Below are 17,275 nucleotides of genomic sequence, written 5' to 3'. Positions count from 1 at the left end.
CCACTGATCAAGTGAACTTGTTGAAATCCGGCGGACGCGAACAGTGCTTCTGGCGGAAGACCGCGACCGGGATGCCCGCGGAGCCGACGACGACCGCCACGGCCTGGATGCCGCTTCGGAGAACACGGGCTTTATAGACCTGACGAATCAAATCATCGCAAACCAGATATTCGGTCTGATAGGTGTGCGAGAAACGCGTGTCCCGTGTCAACGCGGTCATGCGCCCGCGTGCCAGGACATCCCCCCACGCGCCTGATGACGGTGACGCATCCGCCCCCGGCGGCCAACTGTTCCAGGCCGCGTCCGACCTGCCAACTCCTCTGCCCCCGCGGCCCGGAGCGCCGTCGTGTGAACCGCTGCCCGGGCGCCGACCGCGCCCCGCGCCGCCGAAGCCCGGCGCCCTCGAAGGCTGTGAACGGACACGTCGCGTGCGGCGAGACACATCATGAGAAGCCTGCAAGTTTCAACTGATTCACGGATTTACAGGTCTCCACCCGTCGACGGACCCACCACCCCTGCCCCAGACTCGGCGGTATCCACTTCCCGTATCCCTCTTCACGAAGCTCGGTGGCTGCCGTGGGTCGTTCAATTCGTGTTGCCGTCATAGGAGCGGGCGTTTCAGGGATCTGCGCGGTCCACCATCTCCGAACGGTTCCAGGAGTGACCTGCGTGGCGTTCGAGAAAGCGGAACGCGTAGGAGGAACTTGGCGGGACAACACGTACCCGGGCGTGGCGTGCGACTTACCTTCCCGCTACTACAGCTTCTCCTTCGGCCCGGCCCACGACTGGACCAGGAGCCTCGCGTCGGGAAGCGAGATCCTCACCTACATCGAAAAGGTCGTCCGGCAACTCGGTGTGGACAACGACATTCGTTTCGGCCGTGAAGTGGAGACACTCACATGGGACGAGCCCGCACGGCAATGGATCGTAGAAGTACGCGGATGCCCCCCGGAACGGTTCGACGCGGTCGTCGCGGCCACAGGATTTCTGCGCGTGCCGCGGATGCCGGACATCAAGGCGCTCGACGCGTTCGAGGGACCGGTCTTCCACACCTCCCGCTGGAACCACCAAGTACCCCTCCAGGACAAGCGGTTGGCCGTGGTGGGAACCGGAGCGAGCGCCATCCAGATCGTGACGGCCCTGGCACCGGTGGCGCGATCCCTCGTGGTGTTCCAGAGCACGCCGTCCTGGATACTCCCGTTCCGCTCCATCGGCTACTCCCGCCTGGGACGCCTGCTGTACCGGACGATTCCGGGCCTTCGAGAACTGCACTACAACGCCAACCGCGTGCTGTGGGAGACCTTGCTGGAAGGCACCGTTCACCCGGGCATCACCCGGGAACTGCTGTCCCGGGCATGCCGGTGGCACCTGCGCGCGGCCGTCCACGACGCCGGTCTCCGGCAAAAGCTCACCCCGGACTACCAGCCCCTGTGCAGGAGAGGACTCCTGGGCACCGACTTCTACCGCACCCTCGCCCGGCATGACGTCACCCTGGTGGACTCTCCGGCGGCAGCGGCGGGAAGACAGGAGATAGAGGCCGAGAACGGGACCGTACACCCCGCCGACGTCCTCGTCCTGGCCACGGGGTTCGACGCCCAGGCCTATCTGCATCCCATCACCGTCCGCGGCCGACAAGGCATCTCACTGGCCGACCGCTGGAAGCCCGGGCCGCGATCCTACCTTTCGGTCATGGTCCCCTCATTTCCCAACTTCTTCATGATGCAAGGCCCTTACAGCCCGTCCGGCAACCAGTCCTCGATCGCGGCAGCCGAAATCCAGGCGAAGTACATCGCTGAGTGCCTGCGCGCCCTGCACCGCGGACAGGCGGACTTCCTGGAACCGACCGAGGACGCGACCGACACCTTCCTCCGGCACACCCGGTCGGCGCTGCCCCGCACCGTATGGGCGAGCGGCTGCCACAGCTACTACCTCGGCCCGGACGGCACCCCGGTCGTCTGGCCGTGGAACGCCCGCGCCTACCGCCGCCGACTGCGCCGGCCCCGCCTACCGGACCTCGTACCCGAGAACTGAGCCACCCGCGAACCCCCGTCCCCATCGGCACCGGTCCACCCGCCGCACGCCGGTTCCGCACAGGAGCCGTTCATGAGCTCGCAAACGCCACCGGACCCGCATCCCCCATCAACACAAGGGGAGCAGACCGCCGCGCCACACCTGCCCGGCGCCCGCGCCGGAGCAATCCGCACCGCCTTGGCCCCGGCACGGACCCGTCACCCCGCGCCCGCGCGTCCGGGGCCGGCCACCCGCTCTTCCCCCGAGAACCCGCGGGCACCTGCGGGCAGAACCCCGGCGGCCCGCGGCCACCCCAAGACCAGCACCGGCACTACCGCCACGCACCCCGTCAACGGCTGCCTTGGGCGGCAACTCGGCCGATTCCCCGGCCGACCCCGCATGTGACCGGCAGACATGCAACGCATCTCGCCACCCCGACACCCGCGACAGCCCGGGCCGGCGCTGCCGGCCGCGACCGGCAGCGCCGCACCGCCTGCCGACCGGCCGCCGCTGCTCACGCACCGACAAGGAACACCGCCATGACCGTCTTTGCCGAACCGGCCGAGGACATCGCCTTCGCCCACGCCCGGCAGCAGCTCGTCCTCCTCGAAGGCGCCGGCCGCGGTCCCGCAGGACTCATGCGGCTCACCCGCGGCACCACCGCCCTGTCCGACCGGGTGACCGTCGCCTTCTACGGCCGCCACCAGCACTTCACCCGCACCCAGGAGACCCGCACCGTGTCCGGCCTCGAGGTACCGCTGTACCGCTGGACCTACAGCACCGCCATCGCGGAATAGCAGCCGAGGCAAGGAATGGCACACCGTCACGCCAACGACCGGCTGGCCGCCCTGCTGCGGGAAGCCGGCTGGACCAACGGGGAACTCGCCCACGCGGTCAACACCCTCGGGTCGGCGGAAGGACTCCCGCTGCGCTACGACCGCACCTCCGTCGCCCACTGGCTCTCCGGCACCAGACCCAGACCGCCGGTGCCCGACCTGGTCGCGGCGGCCCTCACCCAGCGCACCGGACGGCTCGTCATCACCGAGGACACCGGCTTCTTCCCCCAGGCGTACGAGCGCGATCCGCTGCCCGGCACCGATCCCGGGCACAGTCCCCTGAGCGCGCTGATCGCCCTGTGCCGCCAGGACTGCGATCCCGTCCAACGGGCGGCGCTCACCTCGGCGACGTTCCGCGTCGCCCCGCCCCCGCCCCCGCCGCCCGTACCGCCCCCCGCCCCCGCCCCGGACGGCCCCGCGTCCCGGCCGCCGGCCGCCGAAGCCGACCTGGCCATGCTCGACTGCGTGATCCTCGTCGCCGCCCGCAGCACCGGCCTGTTCGGCGGCAGACACGCCCGCAGCGCCCTCGCGCAGTACCTCGCCGACGACATCAGCAGCCAGAGCCGGCACACACTCGGCACCCCCCTGGAACCGGTGTGGCTCACCCGCACCGCCCAGCTGACCCATCTGCTCGCCCTCAAGAGCGACGACACCGGGCACAGCGGACTCGCCCAGCGGTACTTCCGTACCGCGCTGGCCCTGGCCTCGGCCGGCGGGGACCGCGTCCAGTACGCCGTCACCTTACGGGCCATGAGCTGCCAGGCGGCCCGCCTGGGCCACACCGCGATAGCCCACACCCACGCCGAACACGCGCTGGCCGCCGCCGAGGACCTCGCCGACCCCGGCACCCGGTCCTACCTGCTGGCCCAGCGGGCCCACACCCACGCTCTGCGCCAGGACGGCCGCCACGCGCTGGCCGACCTCGATGCCGCCGCACAGCTCCACGAGCGGCACGGCGACGCGTCCGGCACCCGGCCGCGGCCGTTCGCCTCCTATCCGCGGGCCGGACTCGAATACCAGCAGGCCCTGGTGCTCCTCCAACTGCGCGAGCACGAGCGGGCCATCGCCCATCTCACCCACTCGTTCGCCCACCGCGCACCCGGTGAAAGACGCTCCATCGCGCTCACCCACGCGCTGATGGCCGACGCCCTGCTCGGCGTCGGCCGTCTCGACGAGGCCTGCGTCCACGGGCACCGGTTCCTCGACGAGATCGCCCCGCTGGACTCGGCCCGGGCCCACCAGGCGCTGTCCCACCTGTGCGGGCGCCTCACCCCGCACCGGCGCACCCCCGCGGCGGCGGCGGTCCTGGAGCGGGCCCGCGCCCACGGCACGGAGAACCGGCCCCTGCTGTGAGCTGCTCAGCCCTGCGGACGCGGCGGCGGGCCCGCGTCCTGCGGGGCGTACGGCGGTGTGCGGCGGCAGCCGGCCGCGGCGCCGCCCTGGGCGGCCGCGTCGGGCAGCTCCGCCTCCGCGGCCTCTTCGAGGGGCGGGAGCGCGGCCAGTCGGTACATCTGCGGGTCGTCCATGGCTCCGAGGTATACAGGCGGCCCGGCATGCCGGGACGCGGAGGACAGGGGCATATGCGCGTGGTTCACCCGTTCGAACTCGCGTGGGCCGAGAGGCACACGGACGGGCAGAGGGGTCTCTTTCAGCGGGCGCAGGGCAGGCGGCTGATGCCGTGGATGAGGCCGGAGTAGGTGTGGGCGGGCGGCGCGGTTGCGTGGATGCCGGGTGCCCGGGTGAGCAGTTCCCGGTAGAACAGGCCGCTCTCGCGGCGGGCGAGGTGGGCGCCGAGGCAGTGGTGCGGGCTGGGGCCGCCGAAGCTGAGGTGCGGATTGGGGCTGCGGCCGATGTCGAAGGCGTGGGGGCGGTCGAAGACGTCCTCGTCCCGGTTGGCGGAGTTGTAGTAGAGGATGATCCGGTCCCCGGCGCGCAGGGGGTGGCCGTCCACGACGGTGTCGCGGGTGACGTTGCGGCGCATCCAGGTGCCCGGGGTGGCATGGCGCAGGGTCTCCTCGACGGCGCCGGGCATACGTCCCGGCAGGTCGGCCAGGAGCAGCTGCTTCTGGCCGGGGTTGTCGGTCAGCAGGTGCAGCATGTGGGCCAGGGTGCTGCGGGTGGTGTCGTTGCCGCCGACCAGCAGGATGCGCAGGAACGCGCCGAGTTCGGCGTCGGTGAGGGGCCGGCCGTCCACGGTGGCCCGGACGAGGGTGGTCGTCACGTCGTCGGCGGGGCACTCGCGGCGCAGACGGGCGAGGTCGCCCATGAGGGTGCTGAAGTAGGTGACCGCTTCGGCCACCGTATCCAGGCCGGCGCGGTCGGTGGTGTCCGCGATCCCGGTGATCGTGTCGGTCGCTCGCACCACGTCCTCGTAGGCCGAGGCGGGGACACCGACGATGGCGCAGATGGCGCGCAGCGGCAGCTGGACGGCGGCCTCGGTGACGAAGTCGCACGGGGTCTTCTCCAGCAGCTCGTCGACGACCCGCCGGGCCGCCGCGGCGATCATGCCGTCGTGGCGGCGCAGGCCGCTGGGGTTGAACGCCCGGGCCACCACGCGCCGCATGACGGTGTGCCGGGGGGCGTCCATGTGCAGCAGGGAGCCTTCGGCACTGTTCCCGAAGGCGGGCGAGCGGTCTTCGAGGGTGCTGCTCGACGGCGCCGAGGCGAACAGGTCGGGGCGGCGGGAGACCTCGGTGATCTGCGCGTGCCGGGTCAGGGCGTAGAAGCCGTAGAACCCGGAGCCGGACCCGGAGTTGGGGTGGGCCAGCCGGTAGGGGAAGAAGACGGGCTCCCTCTCGGCGCGCAGCCGCGCGAAGAACGCGTCGATCTCCCCGGCAGGCTTCTTCCAGAACTCCGGACGGAGCGGGTTGTCGGCGATGCCGGTGCCGTCGCGGTTGCCGTTGCGGTTGGTGTCCAACGGGGTCACCTCGCGTTCATGGGCCACAGGTAGGAGGGGGTGTCGGCGGGCATGGGGCCGCCGGCCAGACCCCACAGGACGCACAGCACCAGGTAGACGAAGGTGGCGGTGTTCCCGGCCCCGATGCCGGCGAGGAGCCGGATGATGTTCTGTCTTTGGGCGGTGGAGGCGAGTTCGGCGCCCCGGTAGATCCACGGGACGGCGCCGCGGGTCTGTTCCAGGTGCCGCATGACGACGAAGGGGGTGGTGAAGAGCGTCGCGGTGAACGCGGCGGACAGGGGGATGTTGTACCAGTGCCCGGCGAAGAGGGTGACCGGCTTCCAGGCGTGGGCGTAGGAGTAGATGCCGGTGTTGAGCAGGGCAGCTTCGATCAGGGCGTCGGTGACGATGCCCGCGGCGACGATGGCCGTCCACAGCCGCAGCGGTCCCCAGCGGGGGAACCGGTCGGCTGTTTTGCGGCCCGCCAGCGCCTGGGCCCACACCCACAGGATGAGCAGGCCGAACCCGACGCCGGTGACGGCGATGGGCGCCTCGATCTGGAGCTTTGGATGGGGCGGGTTCCAGCCGGGAATGTACGGGCCCCACGAGTTGACGTGCGCCACATGCTGGTTCACCACGACGGTGATGTCGCGGTAGTCGAGCAGGGGGCTCTGCCAGGAGGAGATGAGGAAACCGGCGGCGATGCCGGCGTCGAGGGTGACCTGTCCGCGGCGCAGGCTGGTGCGGGTCAGGTGCACGGCGCAGGCGATCAGGGTGAGGACGAGGAGGATCTGCACGGTGACGACGGCGGCGGTGCGTGCGGGCGAGATGCTGTCGCCGCCGTAGTGCGGGGAGCGCACCCCGTGGGCCGCCCAGGGGATCAGGACCGCTGCCCCGGCCAGGGTGAACACGATGCCGGTGAGGGCCCACCAGAAGGCGGGGGCGTGGACGAGGCGGCGGGTGGGAGTGGCGGTGGCCGTGCCGAGTGTGCTGGTCATGACGGATCGTCCCGTGTGTCTTCGTTTTGTGTGTCTGTGTGCCCGGGGCCGTGCAGGAGGCCGATGAAGCTGCCCGAGACACGTGGCCGGGTCCACCGGTTGGCGATGCGCAGGAGTTCGGCCAGGTGCGCGGTCAAAGGGAGCGGGGTGCCGGTGGTGCGGGCGGTCGCCAGTGCGGTGTCGAGGTCTTTGACGAGGTCGGTGAGGGTGCCGAGGGTTTCGTCGTGCGGGTCGAGCATGTGGGGCAGGAAGTGGCGCAGAAGAGGGGTGTCGGCGAACCCCCCGGCCAGTCCCCCCAGCAGCCGCTCGGGCGGGACGCCGGCGGCCTCGGCCAGGGTGGCCGCTTCGGCCACCCCCCACACGTTCGCCGCGACGATGACCTGGTTGCACAGTTTGGTGGCCTGTCCCGCGCCGAGGGGGCCCATGAGGGTGATCTGCCGGGCGTAGGCGGCCATGAGCCCGTGGACACGGTCGAAGTCGGATTGGCTGCCGCCGGCCATGACGGTGAGGGTCCCGCCTTCGGCCGCGGGGGTACCGCCGGAGACGGGCGCGTCGAGCCAGGAGATCCCGTTGGCGGCGCGCAGCCGTCCGGCCACCGTACGGGTCGTACCGGCGGGGATGCTGGAGTGGTCGATGACGAGCTGCCCGCGGCCGGGAGCCGTGTGCAGGCCGTCCGCTCCCAGCGCGATGCCGGTGACGGCCTCCTGGTCGGTGACGCACAGGGCGATGACGTCGCAGGTGCGGGCGAGGTCGGCGGGGCAGGCGGCGACGACCGCGCCGGCCTGGCGCAGGGGCTCGGTCTTGTCCGCGGTGCGGTTCCAGACGGTGAGCGGGAAACCTGAGGTGAGGATCCGGTGCGCGATGGGGGAGCCCATCACGCCCAGCCCGATGAATCCGACGGTGAGGGCCATGGCTGTTCCTCGGTCGCGTGGCCGGGAACGGCCGCCGAAAAAAGGGGGTGGAGGCAGGTGGTGCGGCGGCCGTACCCGGACACGGGGCGGGTCAGGTGATCTGCCGGGTGATGGTGGTGAGGTTCCAGTAGGAGACCTCGGTGCGGAACCGTCCCTCGGGCGAGAAGGTGAACACGCTCAGCCCGTGCTTGGTGAAGCGGCGGCCCATCACGGCGTTCTCGGTCACCCGCGGGAAGTGCCCGACGACGGTGGCCGACAGGGTCCACTTGGTGCCGATCTCACCGTCCGGGCCGGTGAGATAGCCGTCGAGGGTGAGCTGTTCGTCGTGGAAGGCGTCGAACCAGGTCGCCACGTCCTTGCGGAGCTTGGCCTTGTCCTGGACGACGCTGTCCAACGCGATGTCCTCCAGGCGCAGTTCGTCGGCGAAGCACGACAGATAGGCTTCGAGGTCGTTGGTGCACAGGGAGTTCGCCCAGGTGCGGAAAACTTTGTCGTGTTCGGGTGAGATGTTCACTGCTCCTCCGTGTTCCGGTTCGGTGAGAACGTTCAGGCGGACACGCGGTCCAGCAGGCGCCGTACGTCGTCCAGTTGCGCGGTGTCCGCCGCGCACGCGGTGTAGCCGTCGGGCCGCACGAGCAGACACTGCTCCCTTGGGCCGTCGATGTGCTGGTGGGTGACGAGGGGGCGGCCGCGCACGAGTTCGGCGGCCCGCTCCCGCAGCACCGTGCGCTCTGAGCCCCGCGTGACCAGCCGGTAGACGGTGGTGGGTTGCTCTGCCCGCGCCCAGTCGGGGCAGGGCAGCCCGACCGCCGCGGCGTCCGAGAGGCGTCCGATGCGCCGGGGCCGGTCGGGGGCGGGCGCGCCCAGCGGGGTGTGGGGGTAGGAGGTCTTGAGCCCGGCGAGCCTCGCTGTGTACCAGCTCTGGACGGCGGGGACGGCGGCGGCCGCCCTCAGCACGAGATCGCGGACACTGCTGGCCGGCGGCCCTGCCAGGGCGATACGGGCCACCAGCCCGGTCATCCGCAGCACCTGCCGGGCGGCGGCCCGCCGCTCGGCGCTGTAGGTGTCGAGAACGGCGCCGCACAGGCGCCGGTCCATGACGCCGGCGAGTTTCCAGGCGAGGTTGCGGGCGTCCTGCATACCGAGGTTCGCGCCCTGCCCCCCGACCGGGTGGTGCGTGTGGGCGGCGTCGCCCAGCAGGAACACACGGCCGGTACGCATCTCGTGGACGAGTGACTCCTGCGAGACGAACTCGGTCACAAGCGTCAGGTCGCCGATGTCCAGGGTGCGCCGGCCGCGGCGCAGGAGGGCCCGGACCTCCTCGACGCCGGGCCGGACTCCCTCGCTCACGTTGCCGGCGACCCGGTAGGGGCCGTGGGGGAGGGGCGCGATGAGGAGTGCGCCGTGCGCGGTGAGGGTGTACTCGATGTCGGTGACGGGGGGCGCGGGGGTGAGGGCGCCTTCGGCGAGCAGGAACCGGGACAGGGCTTTTGTCCGGGTGGACGGTGTGCCCAGCGCGGTGCGGACGGTGGAGTGGGCGCCGTCCGCGCCGATGAGCCATGCCGCGGTGAGGGTACTGGTGCGGCCGCTGCCGTCGGTGGTCTCGACGCGCACCTCGCCCGGTGTCTGGGTGAGGCCGGTGGCCCGCCGTCCGCGTTCGACGGTGACCCCCATCGCGGTGAGGGCTTTCTCCAGCAGCCGGTCGGTGTGGTGCTGGGGCAGGACCAGCGGGGCGGTGTTGGGGGTGAACCGGAAGCGGGCCAGGCGCCGGGTGCCGGTGCTGTAGGTGAAGGCTTCGGGCCGTCTGCCCAGTTGGAGCGCTTCGTCGAGGAGACCGTAGTCGGAAAGGACGGCGAGCTGCGGCGGCCACAGCAGGATGGACCTGGTGCCGGTCGCGGCCTGCGGGCCTGCGTCGATGACGCGGACGGTGGCGCCGTGGCGGGTCAGTTCGCACGCGGCGGTGAGCCCGCACGGGCCCGCGCCGACGACGAGGACGGAAGCAGGGTCCACCAGAGGTCCCTCCTTGGTCACTTCGGGAGCCGGTCGGTGAGGAGTTTGGCGAGGTCCGCCGGGGTGGGGTGGGTCCACAGGGCGGTGGTGGGCAGTTCGACGCCGGCCTCGTGGGCGATGCGGTTGCGCAGCTGGATCGCGAGCAGGGAGTCCAGGCCGAGCGCGGCGAACGCCGTGCGGTCCTCGACGCTGTCGAGGGGGCAGCGCAGTACGGCGGCCGTGTGCTGCTTGATCTTCTCGTGCAGGAACCGGGTGCGCCGCTCGGGGTCGCCCGCGGCGTTCCAGTCGGCCAGGAAGGTGCTGGTGTCGTCGTCGGCGGGGCCGCCGGTGCGGTCGATCGCCGCGTAGTAGGCCAGGCGGGCCGCGTCGGGGTGCAGGGAGAGCCGCAGGTCCAGGTCGTGCGGTGAGTAGACGGTCAGGGGCCGCCCGGAGCGGGTGACGATCTTCTCCAGCGCGGCCATGCCCTCCTCGGGGGAGATCATGGCGTAGCCGAGGGCTTCGATGCCCGTTCCCCTGCCGTGCCCGGACCAGGGCCCCCACACGATGCTGGTGGCGGGCAGCCGCTGGGCGCGCCGCCAGCGGGTGAACTCGTCCAGCCAGGAGTTCGCGGCGGCGTAACAGGTCTGCCCGGGCTGGCCGATGACGGCGGCCACGGAGGTGAAGTTGATCCACCAGTCCAGGGCGCAGGTCCTCGTCGCCTCGTGCAGGTTCCACGCGCCCAGCGCCTTGGCGTCCCACACCCGTTGCAGCTGGGCGGCGTTGACGTTCTCGAGGACGCCGTCCTCGACCACGGCGGCGGCGTGCAGGACGCCGCGCAAAGGGCGGCCGGTGGCCTCGGCCGCGGAGACCAGACGGTGGGCCGTCGCCGGGTCGGCCATGTCGCCGAGCGCGACGGTGACCTCGACGCCGCGCGTGGTGAGCTCCTCGATGACACGGCGGGCCCGCTCGCCCGGTTCGGACCGGGCGCCGAGGACGAGGGCGCGGGCCCCGCGAGCGGCGAGCCACTGCGCCACGTCCAGGCCGAGGCCGCCCAGCCCCCCGGTGATCAGGTAGGACGCGTGCGGTTCGGCCGGCCGTACGTCCTGAGGGGCGACCGGCAGCGTGGCCTTCCCTTCGGCCGGCCAGACGAGCGCGAGGTTGCCGGTGTGCCGGGCACCCGCCATGGTGCGGAACACCTCGGGCGCCTCGGAGACGGGGGAGGAGACCATCGGCAGCGGCGGCAGCAGGCCCGCCGCGTAGGCCTGGCCGATCTCCTGTACGAGGGAGGCGATCAGGGCGGGTTCCTCGTGCAGGAGCAGGGCGATGTCGACGCTGCTGAAACTGATGTTGCGGCGGAACGGCAGGAGCCCGAGGTGGGTGTCCTCGTAGATGTCGCGTTTGCCGATCTCGATGAACCGGCCCTTGCGGGCGAGGAGATCCAGACCGGCGCTCTGCGCCGGGCCGGTCAGCGAGTTGAGGACGACGTCCACCCCCCGGCCCCGGGTGATCTCGCGCACCTGCCGGGCGAAGGTGAGGCTGCGGGAGTCCATCACGTGCCGGACGCCCAGGGAGCGCAGGTAGTCCCGCTTCTCCTGCGTCCCGGCGGTGGCCAGGACCTCGGCCCCTTTCATCCGGGCGATGTTGACGGCGGCCAGCCCCACACCGCCGGAGGCGGAGTGGATGAGCACCCGTTCCCCCGCTGCCAGACGCGCCAGGCGGCACAGCCCGTACCAGGAGGTGAGGTGGGCGATGGGCAGCCCGGCCGCGTGGTCGAGTTCCTCGGGGGAGGTGAGGGGGACGGCCCAGTCGGCGCGCACGGTGACGCGGGAGGCCATCAGCGTCTCGCGGTCGCCGGCCCAGCACACCGGCACCGCGACGAGGTCGCCGACGGACGCGCAGCGCACGCCCTCGCCGACGGCGGTGACCGTACCCGCTCCGTCGAACACGGCCTGCGGGACGATGTCGGTCCCGGACAGCAGCTGGTCGTAGGTGCCGACTGCCTTGAGGACGTTGATGAAGTTCAGGCTGGTGGAGTGCAGTTGGACCTGGATCTGCCCGGAAGCGGGCGGCTGGGGCACCAGTGCGCTCAGGTGGAGATCGTCGAGGGTCCGGCCCGGGCCGCGGAGCAGTTTGGCGCCCTGCGTGCGCCAGTTCACGCTCGCGCGGACGCGGTCTTTGGGGCCCAGGGGATGGTGGGTGAGGCGGGCGAGATAGCGGGCCTGTTCCCGGTAGGCGATGTCGTCTTCGGTGTCGGGGCAGGTCAGCAGCTCGCGGGCGAGTCGCTCCGGTGTGGTGTGCCGGTCGGTGTCCAGGTGGGCGGGGCGCAGGGCGGCCTGCTCCAGGGCGAGGACACGCAGGGCGCCGCGCAGTCCTGATCCGGCGAGGCCGGGCGTGTCCCGGGGGGTGACGTGCGCCGCGTCGCGGGTGAGCACCCACAGCCGGGGCCCGCCCCGGCCGTCGGTGGCCAACGACTGGGCGAGACGGATCAGATGCTCGAGGTTGCTCCGGGCACAGACCGCCGGAGCGGACGCGTCGTCCAGGGCGGGCAGGTAGACCACGGCCCGCGTCGCGTCGCGGGGCGGGCCGCTGAGGTCGGTGACGGGGCGGAGGGCGGCGGTGGCGCCGTGTTCCTCGAGGGCCGCCCTGAGGTCCGCCGCCTCGCCGCCGCGGTCCCTCTCGTAGTACAGCTCCCAGTGGCCCGCCTCGGTGATCTCCCGGGTCCCGGGGGCTTCGAGCCAGGTGACGTCGAGGGTGCGCCGGTCGAAGAGATCCTCGCCGTCCTGGGAAGGAACGTTCACGCAGTCGATCGCGTCCGCCTCGGCGAGGACGGTCCCGGCGGCGTCGGTCAGCAGGCAGCGGGCGGTGCAGGAGCGGTCGCCCACGTCGGTGAGCCGCACATGGGCATACGCCGCCGTGGTGGTGTCGCCCAGGACCCTGACCCGGCCGAGCCGGCGCGGCAGCATCCCGCCGGGCGGCACGGGGTGGCAGGCCAGCCAGGTACTGCCCACCGCCTGCAGGCAGATGTCGAGCAGGACGGGGTGCAGCCGCAGGTTCCGGCTTCCCGCGCGCCCGGCCGAGGGCAGCACGATGTCGGCCAGCGCGCACGGCTCGTCGTCCCCCACTTCCCCGTCAGCGCCTGGGGGCTGCCGTACGCCGTCGCCGTGCCCGCGGATCAGGCGCAGGCGGGTGATGCCCTGGAACGCCGGGCCGTGGGTGATGCCCCGCTCCTGGCGCAGCCGCCGGTACAGCTCGGCCGCATCGACGTCCTCGCACGGCGCCGACAGCAGGGCGGCGATGTCCACCGGCGCGGGCGGGTGCTGCTGCGGGGCGTGGTGGAGCCGGGCACCCGCGTGGGCGGCGAAGCCGCCGTCGGGCCCGGCCGCGTGCAGGGTCCAGTCGGCGAGGGCGGGCGTGAGCGTGGTGGCGACCGCCGTGACCTCCCTGCTCTCGCCGAGGGCGAGTATGCGGTGCAGGTCGAGGTCGCGGACCTCCACCTCGCCCGGGGGCGCGCAGAACACGTCCGTGGCGCAGGCGATGGCCATCTCCGCCATCGCGGCACCGGGGAGGACGGGCACGTCGTTGACCCGGTGCTCGTCCAGCCAGGGCAGGGTGGTGCGGGTGAGGGTCTGCTGCCACAGGTGGCGCCGGGCACTGGCCGGGTCGGCCAGATGGATGCCCGTCAGGACACCCTGGCCGGCGCGGCCGGCGGTGGGCGGGGCGGTGCGCAGCGGTGAGGGGGCGATGCTGTGCCGGGTGCGTTCCCAGCTCATGGTGGGCACATCGGCGAGCGCGGCGTCCCGGTAGGGGGTGGCGGGCCAGGTGACCGGGTGTCCGGTGCAGTGCAGGGCGGCCACCTGGGTGAGGAACGCGGTGCGTTCCTCGCTCTCGCGGTGCAGGGAGCCCAGGACGTCGACGGGATCGGGCCCGAGGGCGGCGGCCGTGGCATGTACCGCGTGCGCGAGGACCGGGTGCGGGCTGATCTCCACGAACCGGCAAAAACCGTCCTCGACGGCGGCCCGGACGGCGGAGGCCAGCAGGACCGGCTGCCGCTGGTTGGCGGCCCAGTAGTCCGCGTCCAGCCGTACGCCGCGGCGGGCGTCGTCGAGGACGGTGCTGTAGAAGCGGACGTCCGGGGTGCGCGGGTCCAGACCGGCGAGGGCGGTGCGCAGTTCGTCCAGGACGGGATCCATGTGCGCGGTGTGCGCGGCGATGTCGACGTTGACGAACGTGGCCGCGATGTCCTCCTTCTGCCAGGCGCGCACCAGCTGGTCGACGGCGTCCTTGTCGCCGCCGATCACGGTCGCCTCCGGTGAGGTGACCACGGCCACGCTCACCCCCCGCACCCCGCTCGCGGCGATCCTCGCCTCGACGTCGGCGCGGGGCAGCGCGATCGAGGCCATCCGGCCGGCCCCCGCCCGGCGCACGTTCAGCCGGGAGCGGCGGCAGATGACACGGGCCCCCTCCTCCAGGGTGAGGGCGCCGGAGGCGACGGCGGCCGCGGCCTCGCCCATGGAGTGCCCGATCACCGCGGCGGGCCGCACCCCGTAGCCGGCCCACATGGCGCACAGGCCCAGCTGGATGGCGAACACGGTCGGCTGGATACGGTCCATGCCCTCCACGAGACGGGCACCGGCCAGGGTCTGGCGCAGGGAGAACCCGGACTCCTCGGCGACCAGCGGTTCGAGCCGGTCGATGACGCGGGTGAAGCCGGCATCACGGTCCAGCAGGCCCCGGCACATGCCCGCCCACTGCGAGCCGTGGCCGGAGAACAGGAACACGGTGTCGGCCCCGGGCCTGGCCGTGCCCCGCGCCACGCCGGTGGTGGCCGTCCCGTCGGCGGCCTCGGTGAGCCGGCCGATCAGTTCGGCGCGGGTGGCGGCGACGACCGCCAGCCGCTCCCGCAGCGGGGAGCGGCGCACCGCCAGGGTGTGGGCGACGTCCGGTAACGCGGCGCCGCTGCCTTCCCCCTCCAGCCAGTGGGCCAGACGCCTCGCCGCGGTGGCGAGCGCCGGACGGCTCGTCGCCGAGAGCGGGAACGCCAGCGGCTCACCGTCGGCCTGCCGCTTGCCGCCCGCACCGGGGGATGCCGTACGGCGCCGGCCGCGTCCGCCCCCGTCGGGGGGCTGTTCGAGGACCACGTGCACGTTGGCGCCCGTGACGCTGAGGGAGGACACGACGGCCAGCCGCCGCCCCTCGCGTGCGGGCCAGGCGACGGTCCTGGTGGGCACCCGGAAGCGGGTCGCTCCGGCGTCGATCTCGGGATTCCAGTGCCGGAAGTGCAGGTTCGGCGGGATCTCACCGCGCTGTACCGACAGGAGGGCCTTGAGGACTCCGGCCAGGCCCGCCACCGGTTCGGTGTGCCCGATGTTCGTCTTCACCGAGCCGAGCGCGCAGACGCCGGGCCCGCTGCCGTAGACCTCGGCGAGCGCGCGGAACTCCAGGGGATCGCCGACCTCGGTCCCGGTGCCGTGGGCCTCCACCAGGCCGACGTCCCCCGGATCGACGCCCGCGGCGGCCAGGGCCCGGCGGCAGACCTCGATCTGCGCGTCGGTGGAGGGCGCGGTCAGCCGGGTGGAGCGGCCCCCGTTCTGGTTCAGGGCGCTGCCCCGGATCACGCCGAGGATCCGGTCGCCGTCGCGCAGGGCGTCGTGAAGGCGCTTGAGCGCGAGGACCACGCAGCCCTCTCCGCGCACATAACCGTCGGCGCCGGCGTCGAAGGCCCGGCACCGGCCGGTGGGCGAGAAGAACGACCAGCGCGCCGGCGGCACGGACTCCTCGGGCCCCAGGATGAGGACGCACGCCCCGGCGAACGCCAGGTCGCTCTCCTTGTCCCGCAGCCCCTGGCACGCGGCGTGCAGGGCGACGAGCCCGGAGGAGCACCCTGCCTCCAGCGTCATCTGCGGGCCCCGCAGATCGAGGAGGTAGGCGATGCGGCCGGCGGCCATCGAATGGATGCTGGCGTTCATCGCATAGGCGTCGATCTCCTCCAACGGCCGCTGGGCGCGCAGGAGATACTCCTTGTTGTAGACACCGAAGTAGGTGCCGACCGGCTTGCCGGACAGGGACCTCGGCGGCACTCCGGCATGCTCGGCCGCCTCCCAGAACGTCTCGCACAGCAGCCGGTGATGGGGATCGACCCAGGCTGCCTCATGAGCGTTGATGCCGAAGAACGCGGGATCGTAGGCGTACACGTCCTCGTCGAGGAAGGCCCCCCATTTCAGGCGGGCGGCGACATCGGCGGGCAGACCGAAGACCTCCTCCTGGCTCCACCGCTCCTCGGGAACCTCGCGGACGACGTCCCGCCCGCCGGTCAGCAGCTTCCAGAACGACGCGGGGGAGTCGGCACCCCCCGGCAGCCGGCAGCCGGCGCCGATCACCGCCACACGCTCTTCACTGGGTCGTTGTTTCACCCCGGTACTCCTTTGCACACGAGCCGCGTCGTCCGGCGACAGCGTCCGGCCCGCCTCCACCCCCTGGGGGGCGCGGAATGACGGGAACTCCTCTACCGGTACGGGGACATGGAGGGACGGCGGACAGGAACAGAAAAAAAGGGGGGAGAGGCCTGCCGGCAGGAGTGCGCTGCTCCGCCCGGACCGTTCACCAGGCGGCGGGGGCGTCTCGTGCGAGCCGGGGCAGCCTGTGGGGGGTTCGCCTCAGCCCCCATCAAAGCGGGGGCACACCTGCCCGTAAAGTCCCGGGCGCCACGTAATGCGTGAACGCGATGAAAGACCGCCCGGACGCCACCACCTTGCCTCACCTATCGAATCTCGATAGATTCCCATCGTTGTTCGATGCTCATCGTGGTGTTCGCCGGCACCCTTCTCGTACAGGCATCGATGGTGTGGCCCCTGGCAGGCGGGAGGGACCCGGAGGACGGAACACTCCCGCTGACCGCGCTGCGCCTGATCACGGTCCTGCGCCTGATCACGGTCCTGGGCATGGTGACGCCTGGTTCGCGGTCACGGCCGTCAACGCGCCCGGCCGGCGTGACGACCCCGGCGTCACCCTCATCATGGGCGGGATCGGCGTGGCCGTCCTGGGGGTCGCGCTCCTCGTCCTCGTCCTGCGGATGCTGCTCGCCCGGGCCGTCGCACGCGACATCGAGGCGGCTCAGCTGCAGGCCGAGCTGGACGAGGTGATCTGATGCCGATCGCCGTCGACATCGACGTGATGCCGGCCCGGCGGAAGATGTCCGTGGGCGAACTCGCGGACCGCGTGGGGATCACCCCCGCCAACCTGGCGGTACTCAAGAACGGCCGCGCCAAAGCGGTCCGCTTCGCGACCCTCGCCGCACTCTGCGAGGTACTCGACTGCCGGCCGGGCGACCTCCTCCGCCGGGAAGCCGAGGAGGCCGCGGACGTATGACGCGCCCGTCCCGCGGCACGGAGTTCCCGCCACCGTGATCCGCACGGCGTACGGCATGCTCCCCTCTCCCCGGACGGCCGGCGCGCCGGACCGCGACCGAGCCTCCCCTTCCGTCCGGTACCGCCAAGAGCCGCAACGGCCCCGGGGAACCGCGCCGGCCCCGGGGAACCGCGCCGGGGTCGGGGGAACCGCGCCGGGGTCGGGAGAACCGCGCCCGCTCCGCCCCGCGTCCCCGCCGGAAACGGAACCGACCCGGAACACGGAACCGCC

General features: G+C 72.4%; 12 protein-coding genes and 1 pseudogene. 5 read left to right on the top strand and 8 right to left on the bottom strand.

What is annotated here, in order from left to right; all coding sequences use genetic code 11:
• Positions 1-7: 7 nt before the first annotated feature.
• Positions 8-220 (bottom strand): hypothetical protein, encoded by a 213-nt coding sequence (locus AB0N90_RS36630; RefSeq protein ID WP_365203694.1) that lies wholly within the window; start codon positions 218-220, stop codon positions 8-10.
• 347 nt (positions 221-567) lie between these two features.
• Between AB0N90_RS36630 and AB0N90_RS36625 the strand changes: the two genes are divergently transcribed.
• From AB0N90_RS36625 to AB0N90_RS36615, 3 genes are all read left to right on the top strand, one after another.
• Complete coding sequence (locus AB0N90_RS36625; protein WP_365203692.1) at positions 568-2,031, top strand: NAD(P)/FAD-dependent oxidoreductase; 1,464 nt, start codon at positions 568-570, stop codon at positions 2,029-2,031.
• 518 nt (positions 2,032-2,549) lie between these two features.
• Positions 2,550-2,807 carry a DUF5988 family protein gene (locus tag AB0N90_RS36620; protein WP_358671953.1) on the top strand — a complete coding sequence of 86 codons (258 nt, stop codon included), beginning with the start codon at positions 2,550-2,552 and terminating at the stop codon, positions 2,805-2,807.
• A gap of 15 nt (positions 2,808-2,822) precedes the next feature.
• Positions 2,823-4,199: a hypothetical protein gene (locus AB0N90_RS36615; RefSeq protein WP_365203690.1), complete on the top strand. Its 1,377-nt coding sequence runs from the start codon at positions 2,823-2,825 to the stop codon at positions 4,197-4,199.
• A gap of 5 nt (positions 4,200-4,204) precedes the next feature.
• On the opposite strand, the gene AB0N90_RS36610 is transcribed toward AB0N90_RS36615, so the two are convergent.
• From AB0N90_RS36610 to AB0N90_RS36580, 7 genes are all read right to left on the bottom strand, one after another.
• Positions 4,205-4,372: a hypothetical protein gene (locus AB0N90_RS36610; protein ID WP_365203688.1), complete on the bottom strand. Its 168-nt coding sequence runs from the start codon at positions 4,370-4,372 to the stop codon at positions 4,205-4,207.
• 122 nt (positions 4,373-4,494) lie between these two features.
• Positions 4,495-5,772, bottom strand: a complete 1,278-nt coding sequence (locus AB0N90_RS36605) for a cytochrome P450 (RefSeq protein WP_365203686.1) — start codon at positions 5,770-5,772, stop codon at positions 4,495-4,497.
• Positions 5,769-6,740 carry a spirocyclase AveC family protein gene (locus AB0N90_RS36600; RefSeq protein ID WP_365203684.1) on the bottom strand — a complete coding sequence of 324 codons (972 nt, stop codon included), beginning with the start codon at positions 6,738-6,740 and terminating at the stop codon, positions 5,769-5,771. Before AB0N90_RS36600 ends, AB0N90_RS36605 begins: the two co-directional genes overlap by 4 nt.
• Positions 6,737-7,651 carry an NAD(P)-dependent oxidoreductase gene (locus tag AB0N90_RS36595; RefSeq protein WP_365203682.1) on the bottom strand — a complete coding sequence of 305 codons (915 nt, stop codon included), beginning with the start codon at positions 7,649-7,651 and terminating at the stop codon, positions 6,737-6,739. Before AB0N90_RS36595 ends, AB0N90_RS36600 begins: the two co-directional genes overlap by 4 nt.
• 91 nt (positions 7,652-7,742) lie before the next feature.
• Positions 7,743-8,165 (bottom strand): hypothetical protein, encoded by a 423-nt coding sequence (locus AB0N90_RS36590; protein WP_086811258.1) that lies wholly within the window; start codon positions 8,163-8,165, stop codon positions 7,743-7,745.
• A gap of 32 nt (positions 8,166-8,197) precedes the next feature.
• The gene (locus tag AB0N90_RS36585; RefSeq protein ID WP_365203680.1) at positions 8,198-9,661 is read right to left on the bottom strand and encodes an FAD-dependent monooxygenase; all 1,464 of its coding nucleotides are present in this window, start codon (positions 9,659-9,661) and stop codon (positions 8,198-8,200) included.
• Positions 9,662-9,678: 17 nt separating this feature from the next.
• Positions 9,679-16,050 (bottom strand): type I polyketide synthase, encoded by a 6,372-nt coding sequence (locus tag AB0N90_RS36580; protein ID WP_365203678.1) that lies wholly within the window; start codon positions 16,048-16,050, stop codon positions 9,679-9,681.
• A gap of 381 nt (positions 16,051-16,431) precedes the next feature.
• Here AB0N90_RS36580 and AB0N90_RS36575 point away from each other — a divergent pair.
• Both AB0N90_RS36575 and AB0N90_RS36570 read left to right on the top strand, forming a co-directional pair.
• Positions 16,432-16,784 (top strand): annotated as a pseudogene (locus AB0N90_RS36575) (DUF2975 domain-containing protein).
• Positions 16,784-17,005: a helix-turn-helix transcriptional regulator gene (locus tag AB0N90_RS36570; RefSeq protein ID WP_365203676.1), complete on the top strand. Its 222-nt coding sequence runs from the start codon at positions 16,784-16,786 to the stop codon at positions 17,003-17,005. The pseudogene AB0N90_RS36575 and the gene AB0N90_RS36570 overlap by 1 nt, the downstream one beginning before the upstream one ends.
• Positions 17,006-17,275: the final 270 nt, after the last annotated feature.

The organism is Streptomyces sp. NPDC093018 (assembly GCF_040684035.1).
Lineage (GTDB): Bacteria > Actinomycetota > Actinomycetes > Streptomycetales > Streptomycetaceae > Streptomyces > Streptomyces murinus.
Note: the sequence above shows the minus strand (reverse complement) of the source record. Positions and strands in the feature narration are given on the sequence as shown.

Bases quoted from the DNA above. Each gene is read 5' to 3' on its own strand.
- AB0N90_RS36630 (WP_365203694.1), bottom strand. From the start codon at position 220: ATGACCGCGTTGACACGGGACACGCGTTTCTCGCACACCTATCAGACC.
- AB0N90_RS36620 (WP_358671953.1), top strand. From the start codon at position 2,550: ATGACCGTCTTTGCCGAACCGGCCGAGGACATCGCCTTCGCCCACGCC.
- AB0N90_RS36615 (WP_365203690.1), top strand. From the start codon at position 2,823: ATGGCACACCGTCACGCCAACGACCGGCTGGCCGCCCTGCTGCGGGAA.
- AB0N90_RS36610 (WP_365203688.1), bottom strand. From the start codon at position 4,372: ATGGACGACCCGCAGATGTACCGACTGGCCGCGCTCCCGCCCCTCGAA.
- AB0N90_RS36600 (WP_365203684.1), bottom strand. From the start codon at position 6,740: ATGACCAGCACACTCGGCACGGCCACCGCCACTCCCACCCGCCGCCTC.
- AB0N90_RS36595 (WP_365203682.1), bottom strand. From the start codon at position 7,651: ATGGCCCTCACCGTCGGATTCATCGGGCTGGGCGTGATGGGCTCCCCC.
- AB0N90_RS36570 (WP_365203676.1), top strand. From the start codon at position 16,784: ATGCCGATCGCCGTCGACATCGACGTGATGCCGGCCCGGCGGAAGATG.